This window comes from Agrobacterium vacciniicorymbosi (assembly GCF_040427045.1).
Lineage (GTDB): Bacteria > Pseudomonadota > Alphaproteobacteria > Rhizobiales > Rhizobiaceae > Agrobacterium.
Window position 1 is genome coordinate 224,215 of record NZ_JBETMF010000004.1, and the last position, 15,487, is coordinate 239,701.

Annotated in this window: 13 protein-coding genes; 12 read left to right on the forward strand and 1 reads right to left on the reverse strand. The window is 54.7% G+C overall.

Features of this window, described 5'->3' with window-relative positions; all coding sequences use genetic code 11:
• The first annotated feature begins 3 nt into the window (after positions 1–3).
• On the forward strand, positions 4–750 hold the full coding sequence (visR, locus tag ABUK73_RS08670; protein ID WP_353576919.1) for a transcriptional regulator VisR: 747 nt from the start codon (positions 4–6) through the stop codon (positions 748–750).
• 89 nt (positions 751–839) lie between these two features.
• Here visR and ABUK73_RS08675 read toward each other — a convergent pair whose 3' ends face one another.
• Entirely contained in the window at positions 840–2,762 is a 1,923-nt protein-coding gene (locus ABUK73_RS08675) for an O-linked N-acetylglucosamine transferase, SPINDLY family protein (RefSeq protein ID WP_353576920.1), read from the reverse strand.
• 381 nt (positions 2,763–3,143) lie between these two features.
• Here ABUK73_RS08675 and ABUK73_RS08680 point away from each other — a divergent pair, with 381 nt between their 5' ends.
• The 11 genes from ABUK73_RS08680 to ABUK73_RS08730 all read left to right on the forward strand — a co-directional run bounded on the left by ABUK73_RS08680 (position 3,144) and on the right by ABUK73_RS08730 (position 15,474).
• Entirely contained in the window at positions 3,144–4,022 is an 879-nt protein-coding gene (locus tag ABUK73_RS08680; RefSeq protein WP_353576921.1) for a flagellin N-terminal helical domain-containing protein, read from the forward strand.
• 272 nt (positions 4,023–4,294) lie between these two features.
• Entirely contained in the window at positions 4,295–5,176 is an 882-nt protein-coding gene (locus tag ABUK73_RS08685) for a flagellin N-terminal helical domain-containing protein (protein WP_353576922.1), read from the forward strand.
• A gap of 318 nt (positions 5,177–5,494) precedes the next feature.
• Entirely contained in the window at positions 5,495–6,376 is an 882-nt protein-coding gene (locus ABUK73_RS08690) for a flagellin N-terminal helical domain-containing protein (RefSeq protein ID WP_353576923.1), read from the forward strand.
• 287 nt (positions 6,377–6,663) lie between these two features.
• Positions 6,664–7,629: a flagellin N-terminal helical domain-containing protein gene (locus ABUK73_RS08695; protein WP_353576924.1), complete on the forward strand. Its 966-nt coding sequence runs from the start codon at positions 6,664–6,666 to the stop codon at positions 7,627–7,629.
• A 183-nt stretch (positions 7,630–7,812) separates the two neighbouring features.
• On the forward strand, positions 7,813–8,457 hold the full coding sequence (locus ABUK73_RS08700) for a hypothetical protein (protein ID WP_353576925.1): 645 nt from the start codon (positions 7,813–7,815) through the stop codon (positions 8,455–8,457).
• On the forward strand, positions 8,450–9,763 hold the full coding sequence (locus ABUK73_RS08705; RefSeq protein ID WP_353576926.1) for a MotB family protein: 1,314 nt from the start codon (positions 8,450–8,452) through the stop codon (positions 9,761–9,763). The genes ABUK73_RS08700 and ABUK73_RS08705 overlap by 8 nt, the downstream gene beginning before the upstream one ends.
• Before the next feature lie 8 nt (positions 9,764–9,771).
• Positions 9,772–11,013, forward strand: coding sequence for a chemotaxis protein (locus ABUK73_RS08710; RefSeq protein WP_353576927.1), 1,242 nt, complete (start codon positions 9,772–9,774; stop codon positions 11,011–11,013).
• 1 nt (position 11,014) lies between these two features.
• A complete protein-coding gene (gene fliK / locus ABUK73_RS08715; RefSeq protein ID WP_353576928.1) occupies positions 11,015–12,469 on the forward strand; it encodes a flagellar hook-length control protein FliK in 1,455 nt (484 codons plus the stop codon).
• Positions 12,399–12,989, forward strand: coding sequence for a transglycosylase SLT domain-containing protein (locus tag ABUK73_RS08720; protein WP_353576929.1), 591 nt, complete (start codon positions 12,399–12,401; stop codon positions 12,987–12,989). The genes fliK and ABUK73_RS08720 overlap by 71 nt, the downstream gene beginning before the upstream one ends.
• A gap of 271 nt (positions 12,990–13,260) precedes the next feature.
• The gene (locus ABUK73_RS08725; protein WP_113089717.1) at positions 13,261–13,932 is read left to right on the forward strand and encodes a response regulator transcription factor; all 672 of its coding nucleotides are present in this window, start codon (positions 13,261–13,263) and stop codon (positions 13,930–13,932) included.
• 279 nt (positions 13,933–14,211) lie between these two features.
• Positions 14,212–15,474 (forward strand): flagellar hook protein FlgE, encoded by a 1,263-nt coding sequence (locus ABUK73_RS08730; RefSeq protein ID WP_353576930.1) that lies wholly within the window; start codon positions 14,212–14,214, stop codon positions 15,472–15,474.
• Positions 15,475–15,487 lie beyond the last annotated feature (13 nt).

The following is a 15,487-nucleotide window of genomic DNA, read 5'->3' on the forward strand; positions in this document are numbered from 1 at the left end:
CGGATGGGCTATTACAAGGATTCTGAGGCGACAAACCTGGGACAGAGCGCGCCTGTGCGTAGCGGTACCTCGACCAGCCGTTCCGATCTTTTCCCCAAACTGGTGGCCATGCAACGCATTCTTGGGGCAAAGAATTTCGTCGTCCTACGGGCTGTGGCATCGGGTTTTCCCAACAAGCGCAAGTTGTTTTGCGAGTTGGAAAACTGGGGCATGAACGCCAGCGATCAAAGCGCGCGTCTGGTTCAGGCCATGGGGGAACCCCTGCTGGATCATCTGGAACGCTCGCTGCTGCCGGTGATCTGGAAGAGCGAGAGCGGCACGGGTTTTTCGGATATACCCGATGTTCCCGCCCTAATGCTCAGGCTTGCCAATGACGATCTGTCCTATGCAGGACTGGCCCTGCCGGTTCGCCTTGGCACCATCGGTAACGGATATGTGGTCTTCTGCGGTGGCAGCCTTTTGCTGGATAATGAGCTGGTTCTAGAGCAGCATATCAAATGCACCGAAATCATGGTGGATTTACTCGCGCTAGATGAGCGTCGGGTCACGCCAGCGGAATCGCTGAGCGAACGCGAAGTTGCCTGCCTGCAACTGGCTGGTGATGGCCGGATCAGCGAAGAAATTGCTGTGAAGCTCGGCCTGTCGGTTCATACCGTCAATGCCTATCTCGGTTCAGCCACCATCAAGCTCGATTCTGTCAACCGCATTCAGGCCATCGCGAAAGCGATCCGCATGGGCTACATCCATTAGAATGCGAAAAGCGCCGCTTTGTGAGCGGCGCTGCCTGATAATTTATACCGAGAATGGGCTGGGAACCGATGGTTCTCCAGCCCATATTTTTACCGGACTTCGAATGGCTCAGTGCGCGGCGGAAGAGCCGGTACGTCGATGTGATCGGGCGCTTCGCCTGCCTTCGCCTTGTCGATCATCGCGACATAGGCAGCTTCCAGGTGACGGCAGAAACGTTCCGCGTCGAAAAGCGGCATCATGAACCGGTTGGCATCGATACGGGCGCGAATTTCTTTCAGCGGCGCCGGATCAAGGGCGTAGGACACCGCCTGTTCGACATAGGCCGCTTCATCCTCGGCAATAAGCTCCGGTGTGCCGATAGCATGAAGAAGGCTTTCACTCACGCGCGATGCGAAGTTCGTGCCCTTGACGGTCAACACCGGCAGGCCTGACCAAAGCTGTTCCGATGTCGTCGTGTGGCCATTGACCGGGAAGGTATCGAGACCGAGATCGGCAACGGTAATACGGTTGAGGTGGAGGCTGAATTCCAGCTTGCCCATGAAGAACACACGCTTGGCAGGAATGCCCATGGCGATGAATTTCGCGAGAATGTGCGTCTTGCTGTCCTGACTGTTGTGCAGAATCCAGATCACGCTGTTGGGCGTGCGCTTCAGGATTTCGCACCACAGTTCCACAGTTCTCGGTGTGATCTTGCGGTTTGCGTTGAAGGACGCGAAAACAAAGGCGTCTTCCGGCAGTCCGGCCTCTGCGCGGCTGATCTGCTTGGCCAAAGGACGGTTGACGGGATCATTCGGCTGGTAGGTTTCCGGAAGGCGAGCGAACTTCTCGTAATAATGCGGCTTGGAACTATCCGGCAGCACGTAATGGTCGCCAACAGCATAGTCCAGATCGACATTGACCGTAGAGCCCGGAAAGCCGATCCAGGCGACCTGCACAGGGGCTGCCCCCATATTGAGAATCTTTGTGCGGTTTCCGGCCGTATGGCCCTTCAGATCGACGAGAATGTCGATGCCGCGTGCCTTGATTTCGGCAAGGGCTTCCTCGTTCGTCATGTTACGGATGGTAACGACATGGCCCCACAATTCGCGGTCGGCTTCGTTCGTCTGGATGAGGTCGGGGTCCGAGTGGCAAAACAGCGTGACATCGAAACGGTCGCGGTCATGCAGTTCCAGCACCCGGCGGATCAGCTTCATGGTCGCGTGCTTGTCGAAGAAGTCGGAGGAGAGATAACCGATCCGTATCTTCTGGCCCCATTCATGCGGCATCTGCCGCCGCTTGATGCTCATCTCAGGCGTGAAAACCGGGGTGTTGCTGCGGGCAAGCTGGTTGATATGCTCGTCACCGGTCCAGTGCAGGTTAAAGAAGGTGCCATCCAGTGAAAGAAAGGCCGTCTCCCCCGAAGCGATGGCGGCATCGATGATCGGCTGATGTTTTTCGATGGCGTCGAACTTGCTGTGTTCGCGGCAGAAGACGAGATACATCAGGCGCACCGCTTGCTGGCGTGGCAATTTGGCCAGAAGCTGTCTTGCCGTCTCGATGTCCTTCGGATCGAACAAATCCCACGTTGTGATGGCGATACGCGCACCAAGCTTGACGTGATCGATGTTATCACTTTTCATCAGGATGCTTTTCAGCGCCCGGGCGATCCTCGGTTCTCCGCGCTCCAGCAATGTCGTGCCGACGATATAGGTGATCTCGGGATATTTATGGAACCGGTGGATCAGCTTGTTGGACAGCGCCAGAGCTTTGTCCTTCTGCCCGCTATTGAAATAAAGCTTGATGCTTTCAACGAGATAGCTTTCAGCATCCATTCCATCCTGCTGATAGGCAAGCTCGTAGGATGTGGCAGCCTGATCGACCATGCCAACTTGCAAGCAGGTTTTTGCCAGCAACGCATAGGTGCGTGCGTCACGCTTGGTATCGAGCAGCTTGTTCAGCGTCGAGAGGGCTTCGGTATAACGGCCCGTTTTGAAATGCTTCGATGCGACGGAATAGCTGATTTCGTTTAACATTTGTCCCGTTCTATCCTCTCGCCAGCTCGATCATCGACAGCGGCCCATAGGGGACTCGGATCTTTGGCTATTTAGAATTCGATCAGATGTTACGCCGCGAACCTTGCATGAAGCAGGTCTAATCCATGCAAACCTGTCCCAATTGGGTTAACAGCGGTTTGAACAGTTTGCGCAACATTAACCATTAAAATCGAAGGGTTTCGTGAGGTCTGTGAAATTAAGAACTTGGAAATGCTTGCCGCGCATTTTGGTCTCTGCGTGACGGGTTTGGTGTCCAAAAAAGAAAACCGGAACCGAGTGGCATGATGCCGAACCGTTCGCGCCGGTACTTGTAACCCGGCATGTCCCTCTCATGTACCGCGTTTTTTAAAGGGGCAACTTATGTCTAGCATCAACTTCAACTCCAGCGCCAACAACGCACTGCAGACACTGCGCAGCGTAAATTCGAACCTCAGCAACACCCAGGACCGCGTGTCCACAGGTTTGAAAATTGCTGACGCTTCCGATGGTGCAGCTTACTGGTCTATCGCTACGACGATGAAGTCCGACAACAAGGCACTCGGTGCAGCGACGGACGCACTCGGGATCGGCGCAGCCAAGGTCGATACGGCTTATGCCGCCATGGACAGCGCAATCGACGTCGTCAACGAAATTAAGGCCAAGCTGACCACTGCCAGCGAAACTTCCGTTGACAAGGACCAGGTTCAGCTTGAAATCACCAAGCTCCAGGAGCAGCTGACTGCAATCGGTCAGGCCGCTTCGTTCAACGGTGAAAACTGGGCTGTTCAGTCTGACGACTCATCCACGACGACTGTTGTCGATGGCTTCATTCGCAATTCGGACGGTAGCGTCAAGGTTACGACAGCAACTTTCAACGCTGGTTCCTACGCAATGTTCTCCAGCATCGACAGTGGCGTTGGCACCGGTGGCGTTCTGGCCGCGGTCATGACCATTTCTCTGAGCAGCGCATCCACGCAGGGAGCTATTGACGGCTTCTTGTCGACAGTTGAAACCGCTCTGGGCGAACTCACCAAGGGCGCAGCTGCTCTCGGTGCTCTCTCGACCCGTATCGATCTGCAGGACGAATACTCCAGCAAGCTGAGCGACGCGATGGATGCCGGTGTTAGCCGTCTGGTGGACGCTGACATGGAAGAAGAATCTGCGAAGCTTTCGGCGCTCCAGACCCAGCAGCAGCTGGCGGTCCAGTCGCTGTCGATTGCGAACAACTCGTCGCAGAACATCCTTACGCTGTTCCGTTAATACGAATTTTCTCAGCGATAAAAACTGGCCGGACCGAAAGGTCCGGCCTTTCGCATTTTATTCGTTAACAGAGTATTACTAAATTTTTTTTAAAATTAACTATTTGTTTATATAATATTTGGAAGTTCTTAACCTTAATGAGGTTAGATCGGTCTATCGAAACGGCGGCCGAAAAGTAACTATATTGCTCGGCAGGCATGAGGCTGATTGTCGTTTACCGGTAAAACCGGAATGTCCCTTCAATTGTACTTGCCAAAGGGGCAATCAATACTATGACCAGTATCCTCACGAACACATCTGCTATGTCTGCACTGCAGACCCTGCGTACAATCAATTCAAACCTTTCCACGACGCAGGACCGCGTTTCGTCCGGTGAAAAGGTCGGTAAAGCTGCTGATAACGTTGCCTACTGGTCGATTTCCACGACGATGAATTCCGACAACAAGGCGCTCAATGCAGCAACAGACGCTCTGGGCGTCGGTGCAGCCAAGGTTGATACGGCTTACGCCGCCATGGACAGCGCTATTGACGTCGTCAACGAAATCAAGGCGAAGCTGACCACTGCCAGCGAAACATCCGTTGACAAAGAGCAGGTTCAGCTTGAAATCACCAAGCTTCAGGAGCAGCTGACTGCAATCGGTCAGGCCGCTTCGTTCAACGGTGAAAACTGGGCCATCCAGGGTGACGTGGGTTCCTCGACGACTGTTGTCGATGGCTTCATCCGTAACTCGGACGGTAGCGTCAAGGTTACGACTGCTACATTCAATGCTGGTTCCTACGCTCTGTTCAACTCCATCGCCGACGGCGTTGGCAGCGGCGGCATCCTTGCCGACGTTATGACTATCTCGTTGTCAAGCGCTGCCACACAGGGCGAAATCGATGCATTCATGACGACTGTCGAAACTGCTCTCGACACACTGACAATCGGCGCTGCTGCTTTGGGCGCTTTGTCCACCCGTATCGACATGCAGGACGAATATTCCAGCAAGCTTAGCGACGCAATCGAAGCCGGCGTTAGCCGTCTGGTTGATGCTGACATGGAAGAAGAATCCGCAAAGCTTTCGGCGCTCCAGACCCAGCAGCAGCTGGCGGTCCAGTCGCTGTCGATTGCGAACTCGTCGTCGCAGAACATCATGACCCTCTTCCGCGGCTAATCAGCCTCGCTCTAATAGGAAAGCCGCGCATTTTGCGCGGCTTTTTTTTTGGAAAAATTAAACGTTCAAAATTAGAGAATTATCCATTATTAACAATATGTTATTCATCATTAACGCTGCTGGTGCGGCTTAAGACTTCCTTCATTTAGGTAAAAACTTTCCTACGATTAAAGTTTTGTTAACCATAAAGCTGTTTTCTGTGGTCATCGAAACAGCGCACCGAACCATCAGGTCGGTAAGCATGAAGCTGCCTGCTGCGTTTCCCGGCATGACCGGAATGTCTCTTCTTAAAGAATTTGCCAAAGGGGCGACCTGAAGATGACTAGTATTTTGACCAACACCTCTGCAATGTCGGCCCTCCAGACGTTGCGTTCGATCAACACGGACCTCTCCAACACGCAGGACCGCGTTTCGTCCGGTTACCGCGTCGGTCAGGCGAAGGATAACGTCGCCTACTGGTCCATCTCCACCACCATGAACTCCGATAACAAGGCGCTCAACGCTGCCTCGGACGCTCTGGGTGTGGGCGCTGCGAAAGTCGATACCGCCTATGCGGCGATGGAAAGCGCCATCAGCGCCGTCGATGAAATCAAGGCAAAGCTCGTCACTGCCAGTGAAGAATCTGCCGATAAGGATCAGATCCAGCTGGAAATCGGCAAGCTTCAGGAACAGCTTTCCGCCATCGCACAGGGCGCCTCGTTCTCCGGCGAAAACTGGATGGTTCTTGGCGAAGCTACACAGGCGAGCGTTGTGGACGGCTTCATCCGTAACTCCAGCGGTGGCGTCAGCGTCACGACTGCAAAATTCAACATCGGCTCTTACGCCATGTTCTCCACGATCAACGGCGACGGCGTCGGTGAGGGCGGTATTCTCGGCAGCGTCATGAGCGTTGCGCTGAACAGCATGTCTACCCAAGGCGATATCGATGCATTCATGACGACGGTCGAAGCTGCCATGAGCAGCCTGACGGACTCCGCTGCGGCTATCGGTGCGCTTCAGACACGTATCGATCTGCAGGACGCCTATTCTGCGAAGCTTTCGGATGCGATGGAATCGGGTGTCAGCCGTCTGGTAGACGCCGACATGGAAGAGGAATCGGCGAAGCTCTCGGCGCTTCAGACGCAGCAACAGCTGGCGATCCAGTCGCTGTCGATTGCGAACTCCAGCGCACAGAACATCATGTCGCTCTTCCAGCAGTAAGCTTCATCTGCTTCACATCAAAGCCGCGCCCTCTGAAAAGGAGGCGCGGTTTTTTTATGTCTTTGAACAGCTTCGATAAAATGGCTTCTGCGTCGGTCTTTAGACGCAATCACGCAAGTTTCGGCATAGCTTGGGCTGGTATATGACTTGTCACGGGATTTACATTTCGTTAACCCTGAGCCATGCGAAGGTCCTATCGCTTCGCATCCAAGCCTCTTCATGATGAGAGTGCGGCTTTCGCCAGATAATCTGGCATGTCCTCTTACTCCCCGACCGATGTAGGTATCATGACCAAGATTATTTCCTCCGGCTCCGTGCAGAGTGCGCTTCAGACGCTTTTGTTCAGCAACGATACGCTTCAGAAAACACAGGAACGCGTGACCTCAGGTTATAAGATTGGGTCGGCTGCGGATAATTCCGGCTATTGGTCAACAGCAACCAATCTGAAATCGGATGGAAGCGTCTTGTCCAGCGTGGGTGACGCGCTGGATCTGGGAGTGTCCAAGGTCGATACGGCTTATGAAGCGGTGACCTCGCTCATCAATGTGGTCGATCAGATCATGACGCAGTTGACCACAGCCTACGAACCGGGCGCCGATCGGGGACAGATCAACAGCGCCATCTCCGCTTTGAAGGAGAACCTCAAGTCGGTGTCACAGGCAGCGAGCTTCTCCGGCGACAACTGGCTTTATAATACGTCGGAGCAACTCGCAGACGTAAAATCGGTGCCCTACGCGTATCATAAGGGTGTGCAGGGATCGGTCGAGCTACAATATCTGGATGTAAACACCGCAGAAACGACGCTCGTTGATACCAGTGATGCCAGCCGCGGTTTGTTGACCGCAGCTGTAGACGCCAGCGCCCGTGATGCGGACGCCGGTGGTGGCGCACGGGACTATTATCTTGTCGATGCAGGATCGACGACAGGCGCTTCCGGCACAGAAATTTCCGTTTCCAGTGCAACGACGCCGGATGAATTGGACGACATGGTTTATGTCGTCGGGCAGTTGTCGAACAAGCTGAATTCTCTGGGGTCCTCACTGGGAACCATGTCGAACCGCATTGATCAGCAATCGACCTTCGTCGCCTCTTTGCGGGATTCGCTTGATAAAAGCGTCAGCCGTTTGGTCGATGCCGATATGGAAGAAGAATCGACCAAGCTGAAGGCTTACGAAACCCAGCGCGATCTGGCGGTTCAGGTTGTCTCCATGGCCAACAACCATAAAAAAGCCCTCACCAATCTCTTTGCGTGATCTGTGGTGGGGTTCATCCTCGCACAAGTTTGACTCTCTAATTTAAGAGGCTGAATTGCTGCCGAGTTTCCGCACTGTTGAAGAGTGCGTCGCTCTGTTGCTCGTATCTGAATGCCTTGCGGGTTATTTCATGACTTTCTTATCCAGAGAAAAGACAAGTGCGATGTCGGGCGAGGTACGTCTGTGAGCGGAGCGCTGAGCAAATATCTCAAGGACTTCAGCCAGTTCGTGCCGCCTGAAGTGCCTGTCGTACCCGAGCTGGAGATGCCTGTTTCCAGCTTCGAGAACGACTGGCCCGCCGCGCCTGAAATCATCGTCGATCTCGATGAAGAGAAACGCAAGTCCTTTGCGGAAGGCGAAGAGGCTGGCACGCGCACAGCGCAAAAAGCCCATGAGAGCGAATTAGACGCCTTGCGCGCGCTGCATGACGAAGAAATGACCGCGATGCGGACGCGGTACGAAGACGAGATTGCAAGTCACCTCGCGACGTCGGTCATTTCGATGAAGCAGGCTATTGCCAGCAATGTTGAGGTCGCTTGTTTCCGTCTTTTCTCCAAGGTCATGGAACGTGATCTTGCCACAAACGCGTCCTCCGATCTTTCGGCCCAGATCATTCGTGAAATCGAAGGTGGATTTGCGGGCACGATTAAAATCACAGGACCTGATGCCCTGCTGGCGCGCATTCGCGAGGATCTGGGCTCGGTCGATAACCAGGTCGATTACGAAGTTTCAGCAGATATTGATATTAAAGTTCAATTGGATAACTCGGTTTTGATGACAAGACTTTCGGAGTTTTTCCAGAGCGTAAGAGGTCTGGCGGATGAGTGAAGGCGAAAATCACCATCACGGCAAAAACGAAATCATTGTCGTCAAGCGTCATAAGGGTGGCCATGACGGAGCCCATGGTGGCGCCTGGAAAATTGCCTATGCGGACTTCATGACCGCCATGATGGCCTTCTTCCTCGTGATGTGGCTGGTCAATGCCTCAAACGAGGAAACGAAGGCATCTGTTGCCAGCTACTTCAATCCGATCAAACTGACGGATGAAAAGCCAGCCGACCGGGGCATGAAGCAGCCTGCCAAAACGGCGAAGGGCGAGCAGACGCAGCAGACCTCCGATACCAAATCCGAAAAGCCTCAGGACGCGGCAGCCGCAGCCAGCGGTGAAGACATGACGTCGTCAGCGGGCGACAAGACGGCCTACTCCGAAGCGGCTTTCTTCGAAAACCCCTATGCGGTTCTTGCGGAAATTGCGCAGGAAGTGGGCCAGCAGGCCAATGTCAGTTCCAAGGGGGAGGGCGGTGCAAGCCAGTCCGGCCCTTCGACCGGTGCATCTGGCGGTGAAGCGTACCGCGATCCCTTCGATCCGGATTTCTGGAGCAAGCAGATCGATGTACGCCCAGACCAGGGTGGCGTCGCCATTCAGGACACGGCTTTGCCTGAAAAGCCGCAGAAGAAGACCGATCCGAAGGCCAAAACCGTTGCGCAGGATATGGCGAGTGTCATCAGTGACAGCGAGCCGTCCACGCCGACCCAGATCGCCAATGCCAATTCGAAGAACCTTCCTTCCGGCTCTATCGATGAGATAGGCGATTTGCCGCCGAAGCAAAACCAGACGAAAACCGCCAAAGCGGATGCGTCTGCGAAGGCGGCAGTGGACGCGGCGCAGAAAGAAGACAAGACAACCGAGGAACTGCGGGAAGAGATTGCCCAGCAGGTTTCCGGTGTCGCGGGCAAGCTGGCGGAAGGCATCGTCGTGACGCCCGCCGAAGGCGGCACGCTGATCACGATTTCGGAAAAATCCAATACGGCCATGTTCGACGTGGGCTCTGCGGTGCCGCAGAGAGACCTCGTGATGGCGATGGAAAAAATCGGCGAAGTTCTGAGCAAGCAGAAGGGCGCAGTTGTCATTCGTGGTCATACGGATGCGCGGCCTTACAGCAGCGGTGGCAAAGACAACTGGACGCTGTCGATGGATCGCGCTCACGCCGCCTATTACATGCTGTCACGCGGTGGTCTCGATGAAACGCGGATCAAGCAGCTGTCAGGCTTTGCCGACCGCCGTTTGCAAAGCTCGGATGACCCGCTGAACGGCGCAAACCGTCGTATCGAAATATTGCTAGAGGATAGTTGAGGCAGCGGATGATGAGATCGACCCGCATTGCTGTCTTGTTTCTAGGCATTCCGTGGCTGGCCAGTGCCGGTTACGGGTACGCCCAGAGCGATTTGCCGCCAGCCAAGATCCTGCGGTCCCTCCAGTTCGTCCAGGACTCGGTGGTCATGGGTGATCACTCCGCGCGGGAAATGCAGAAATATCTTCTAGAGACGATCGACTCGACGCTGCGAACAGCCGATGCAGCGATTTTCGAAGATTCGCGCAATGCCGATGCAGCACTCGCGTACATCATGAGCGGCGGTAACCCGCAAACGCTGGATTATCTCGTGGCGAGGGATGTGCAGGGCCATTTCGATACCCGCATCACCAACATCCTGCAAAAGTACTTGAACGGACGCGGCAGCCAGGTCGAAAAGATCCTGACCGATATTCTTCCGGAATATCGCAAGGGCGTGCTTGGTCCCTATCTCATGCTGATTGCGGGCAATATCACCGTCAACCGAGATCCGGTCGCGTCGCTGGCCTTTTTTGACGATGCACGCTTAACCGCCCCGGGCACCATCATAGAAGAGGCGGCGCTACGGCGGTCGATCATCGCGATGATCCAGGCCAAGGATCATGACAAGGCGCTGAGTTATATCCGCAAATACGCAGTTCGCTTTTTGCATTCGCCCTATGCGTCTCAGTTTGCCGATCTGTTCGTGAATTTCGCGGTTGAAGGCTTCGCAACGGTTCCGAAGGAAAAGATCGAAGAGATCACCCAGTTGATGGACCCGGCTCGCGCTGAGGAAATCTATCTGCGCATTGCGCGTCAGGCGTCTTTGCGCGGGCAGAGCGAGCTTGCGCGTTTTGCAACGGAGCAGGCGACGCTGCTGACATCGGAAACCGGCGATATATCGCGTGCCCCTCTGTCGAAACTCTATTCCGGACTGGCCAGCGTTCCAAGCGAGGGCGTCCATATCGCCAGCGAGCTACTGGCAAGCATACCGAATGATGAACTTTCCGAGCGCGATCTGGCGCTGCGCGATGCCGCAAAAGCAATTGCCGAACAGATCGTGAGAGTGCCGACTGCCGAAAACCCTTCCGGGCGGCCGGGTGAAAACCCGACGGGCGAAAGTGCGGCTGTTGTGCAGGCGAGTAACGAAGACACGAAGATGCAGGAACAGACAGGCCAGGCCGTTGCCGGAGCGCCATTGAAGGAATTTTTCGACAAGAGCCGGGCTCGTTTGAACGAGATAGATTCTTTGTTGGAGCAGGAGGAGAAGTAGGATGAATGTCTTAGCAACGATTGTTCCGAGTAAAACTGAGGTCGCCAGCCAGGCGACGCGGCAGGATAGGGATAATGGATCGAAGCGTGGGGGATCGGGCTTTTCCGACACCATGAGTTCGCTCGACAAAGGCGGCTCCTCCAAACAGGGCTCCTCCACTAGCGCTTCCGCAAATTCTAGTGCTGATCAAAAGGCCGCGCCCGCCGCGCAAAGCGGTACAGCAGCGCCAGTCGATCAGACACAAACCGTCGTCAGCAAGCCTGCCGCGCCCAACACGCTCTTTCTGGAGCCAGCCGCCACACCCGTCACACAGTCTCTGAGCGAGACAGTGGTGACGCTCCCGGCGGATGGGACAAGCCCGGTCATGGACGTGAAGGTTCCGCAGGCGATGCCGACCAATCTCGGCAATCCTTTCGATGCGCTAGCTGAGAATGAGACGCTCCCTGTTGTCAGCGATCTGGCAAAGCTTGTGACGGCGTTGAGCAAGCTGGCTGGCTCTTCTGCGGCATCCGAGACGGATGAGACGACAGATGAGGCTGGTGACGAGGCGACCGACGTCGATGCCACGCCGGTTGATGCTGCCAATGGAAATCTGGATTTGCTGTCTTTGCTTGCATCGACGGCAATGCCGGTTGCTCAACCTGTTGCGCAGAATGTGCCGCAGGCCAAGGGAACCGAGGGTTCGGCTCTGGAAGCAATATCGGGAGCCGCTCTTGGTGAAGACGCTCTCGCCGGAAGTGCCGATACAACAGCGACTGTCGTCAGATTGCAGAAGCAGGATGTACCGTCCGTCGATCTTCACATCGCCACACAGGAAGATGGATCTAAGAAGCTTGATGTGACAACGGCCACCGGTGATGTTGCCGATGTTGTGCAGGTCGTGGAAAGCAGACGATTTGTCGGTCTTGCGGCACCTACCAATACGACGGCGATTACCAGTGCCATGGCTGCTGACCCGGATTGGGCCGCCTCAATGGCTGGCCAGACCAGCAATTCTCCGATGATTGCCAGCACCGGACAGGTCGTTCACGTCCTGAAGATCCAGATGGCGCCAGTGGAGTTGGGACATGTTACGGCGGCGCTGAAGCTGGTGGGGGATGACCTCAGTGTCCAGCTCACCGCCCATACGCTGAAGGGCTATAGCGAGCTGCAAAAAGACAGCAACGGCATTCTCGATGCCTTGAAAGCGCAGGGTTTCAGTGTCGATCAGGTTACCGTGACGCTGGCAAGCAACACGGAACGGCAGGATAGCAGCACCGGCAACCGTCAACCATCCGATCCTGGACAGCAGGGCGCACAACAAGGCCAACGCGGCCATGAAGAAAAGCCCCAGGAACAGTTCAACAGACAGTCCGGAACGCGCGTTAGAGAGGAAGCCATCAGTCATGAAAGCACTTCACCGTCTGAAGCACCTGCTCGCAATTCCAGCGCTCGTCCTGACCACCTTTACCTGTGAGGCTTCCCAGCCCGCAGCAACGGTTGACTGCGAGCGGCAGATACAGGCAGCAGCTGGCCGATATGGAATACCGGAAGGTATTCTCTATTCGGTCGGCCTGACGGAGACGGGACGCAAGGGCTCTCTGAGCCCCTATGCCATCAACATCGAAGGCAAGGCCTATTTTCCGCACAGCATGCCAGAGGCCTACAGGATGGTTGATGACGCCCGGCGCGGCGGCGCGAAGCTGATCGACATCGGCTGCATGCAGATCAACGTCTATTTTCACGGCGCCGAATTCGCTTCCGTTGCTGATATGTTCGACCCCGCGAAGAACGTCGCCTATGCTGCGCAGTTCCTCAAAAGGCTCCATGACCGTCACGACACATGGACAATGGCGGTAGCCAGATACCATGCCGGACCCAATAACGACCCCGCTCAACAACGATACGTGTGCCGGGTCATTAGTAACCTGATTGCCACGGGTTATGGGAAATGGACTGCCAATGCGCGAACCTTCTGTGCCGGTGCAGCAACCTAGAGTTTTATAAATCGCCTATCTGACGACCTTCAAACAAATGCGGCGAGATTCGGTCAAAAACGACTCTGCAACAGCTAAGTGGCTTGACTCGCACTTTTCCCCCGAAAAAATATCCCTAAATTTGAAAAGGCATACTAGATATAGATCAAATCGGGACAATATGGTTAATCAATTATTAATTAATGCCTGTGTTATTTCGTAGTTGTGGGAGATTCCCGCGATTCGTACACCCATGCTTGTAGATTGGCTACACTGATTCGGAGGCGGACGAATGATCGTGGTAGTTGATGAGCGCAAGCTTGTTAAGGACGGGTACACAGCCCTTTTTGGGCGAGAGGGAATTCCCTCAACTGGATTTGATCCAGCAGAATTTGGCGAATGGGTCCACTCGGCGGCGGATTCCGATATTGCGGCAATCGAAGCGTTTTTGATTGGTCAGGCAGACACGACTCACGAGTTGCCACGCACCATCCGGGATCGCTCTCAGGCACCGGTGATCGCAGTTAGCGATCATCATTCCCTGGACGCTACCTTGGCCCTGTTTGACTGTGGCGTGGACGATGTCGTCCGCAAGCCAGTGCATCCAAGAGAGATCCTGGCACGCGCAGCGGCAATTCGCCGTCGCCTGTCGGTTCTCACGAATTTTACAGATGCGGGCCCGATCCGCGTTTTCTCCGATGGACGCGATCCGGAAGTCAGCGGCGAGGTATTCCCATTGCCGCGCCGTGAGCGCCGTATCCTCGAATACTTAATCGCAAACCGCGGTCGTCGCGTTTCCAAGGCGCAAATCTTCAACGCGATCTACGGCATCTTCGATGAAGAAGTCGAAGAAAACGTCGTCGAAAGCCACATCAGCAAGCTGCGCAAGAAGCTGCGCAAGAAGCTCGGTTTCGACCCAATCGATTCGAAGCGGTTTCTGGGTTACTGCATCGACTGGAGCTGAACGCGCTTTGCCGAAAATCCAGAGGCGATTTTTGGCAGATAGAACGAAGCTTCATCAGATACGCGCCGTGGGTCCAAACAGCCCGCGGCGTTTTTGTTTTATCGTGTAACTATCGATAGTTAGGCGTCACCATCGGTTGCTGATTAAATTCGCGAATCGGTGAAAGGTTCCACCCAAGACTTTCTTTTTGACCGGTTTTTTCGGTCGGAAAGAAAAGCAGACAGCCTCACGCAAGGCTTGCATCCTAACTTCGCTACAGATGAGAACAGAGGATTCGAAATGAGCCTTTTTGGAACGATGAAAACGGCCGTATCCGGCATGAATGCCCAGTCCAACAAGCTGGGCACCGTCGGCGACAACATCGCTAATGCCAGCACGACTGGTTACAAAAGCGCATCGACCGCGTTTTCTTCCCTTGTTCTAAATTCTGGCGGCGGCGGCGGCAACTACAACTCCGGTGGCGTCGACACCAAGGTCAAATATTCGATTTCTCAGGCTGGTGCGACTGTCGCAACGCAATCCCCGACGGACCTTGCCATCAATGGCGATGGCTTCTTCGTGGTTCAGGATGCATCCGGCAGCATTTTCTTGACGCGTGCAGGCTCCTTTACAGCAGATGACAATGGCAATCTTGTCAATGACGCGGGCTTCACGCTTCTCGGTTACCAAAACAATGGAACAACGCCGACAACTGTCGTCAACAGCTATGACGGTCTGGTGCCGGTTAATATTGGGGCAAACGGTCTAACGGCCACTGCTTCCACTTTGGGCTCATTGGAGGGTAACCTCAACAAATCTGCTGAGATCGCGGACGTTCTGCCAAGCGAGAATCCTTCCACCCTTGACCTTGAAAAAAGTGGCATTCTGAAGACCTCGATGACGGGCTACAATGCTTATGGCGAGACGGTGAAGTATGATTTCTACTTCGCCAAGACAGATGAGGACGCATGGGAAGTCACCGTCTATGACGCTTCAAAATCGACGAATGGCGGGTTCCCGTATTCCGAAGGCCCAGTCTCCGGTCCTGAGACAATGAACTATGATATCGGTACACTCACTGATCCCGAAACGATCACCATCGACGACCCGAATAACGACCTGAGTATTACCATTGACCTTAGCGCCATGACGCAGCTGTCAGGTAAATCAACAGGTGACGGCGGTAACATCAACGGGAATCCGGCGGAAGCGGTGCAGTCCGTTTCCGTGTCGGCCGATGGCACTGTTTATGCCAACTATGCGAAGTCCGCTGCTCGCGCGCTCTACCAGATTCCACTGGCTGATGTCGCAAGTCCCGACAATCTGACGGTACTCTCAGGCAACGTATTCCAGACCAGTGCGGAATCGGGTGTTGTTACTCTTGGCTTCGCGGGCACGTCCGGTTTTGGCACAATCAATTCAAAACAGCTCGAGTCTTCCAACGTGGATACCGCGACCGAGTTGACCGAGATGATCCAGGCGCAGCGTAGCTACACCGCAAACTCAAAGGTCTTCCAGACCGGTTCCGATCTGATGGAAACTCTCATCAATCTGGTACGATAACGTTATAGAGGAC

Excerpts from the sequence above, each read along its gene's own strand:
- visR (WP_353576919.1), top strand. The coding sequence starts at position 4 with ATGGGCTATTACAAGGATTCTGAGGCGACAAACCTGGGACAGAGCGCG.
- ABUK73_RS08675 (WP_353576920.1), bottom strand. The coding sequence starts at position 2,762 with ATGTTAAACGAAATCAGCTATTCCGTCGCATCGAAGCATTTCAAAACG.
- ABUK73_RS08680 (WP_353576921.1), top strand. The coding sequence starts at position 3,144 with ATGTCTAGCATCAACTTCAACTCCAGCGCCAACAACGCACTGCAGACA.
- ABUK73_RS08685 (WP_353576922.1), top strand. The coding sequence starts at position 4,295 with ATGACCAGTATCCTCACGAACACATCTGCTATGTCTGCACTGCAGACC.
- ABUK73_RS08690 (WP_353576923.1), top strand. The coding sequence starts at position 5,495 with ATGACTAGTATTTTGACCAACACCTCTGCAATGTCGGCCCTCCAGACG.
- ABUK73_RS08695 (WP_353576924.1), top strand. The coding sequence starts at position 6,664 with ATGACCAAGATTATTTCCTCCGGCTCCGTGCAGAGTGCGCTTCAGACG.
- ABUK73_RS08705 (WP_353576926.1), top strand. The coding sequence starts at position 8,450 with ATGAGTGAAGGCGAAAATCACCATCACGGCAAAAACGAAATCATTGTC.
- ABUK73_RS08710 (WP_353576927.1), top strand. The coding sequence starts at position 9,772 with ATGATGAGATCGACCCGCATTGCTGTCTTGTTTCTAGGCATTCCGTGG.
- fliK (WP_353576928.1), top strand. The coding sequence starts at position 11,015 with ATGAATGTCTTAGCAACGATTGTTCCGAGTAAAACTGAGGTCGCCAGC.
- ABUK73_RS08720 (WP_353576929.1), top strand. The coding sequence starts at position 12,399 with ATGAAAGCACTTCACCGTCTGAAGCACCTGCTCGCAATTCCAGCGCTC.
- ABUK73_RS08725 (WP_113089717.1), top strand. The coding sequence starts at position 13,261 with ATGATCGTGGTAGTTGATGAGCGCAAGCTTGTTAAGGACGGGTACACA.
- ABUK73_RS08730 (WP_353576930.1), top strand. The coding sequence starts at position 14,212 with ATGAGCCTTTTTGGAACGATGAAAACGGCCGTATCCGGCATGAATGCC.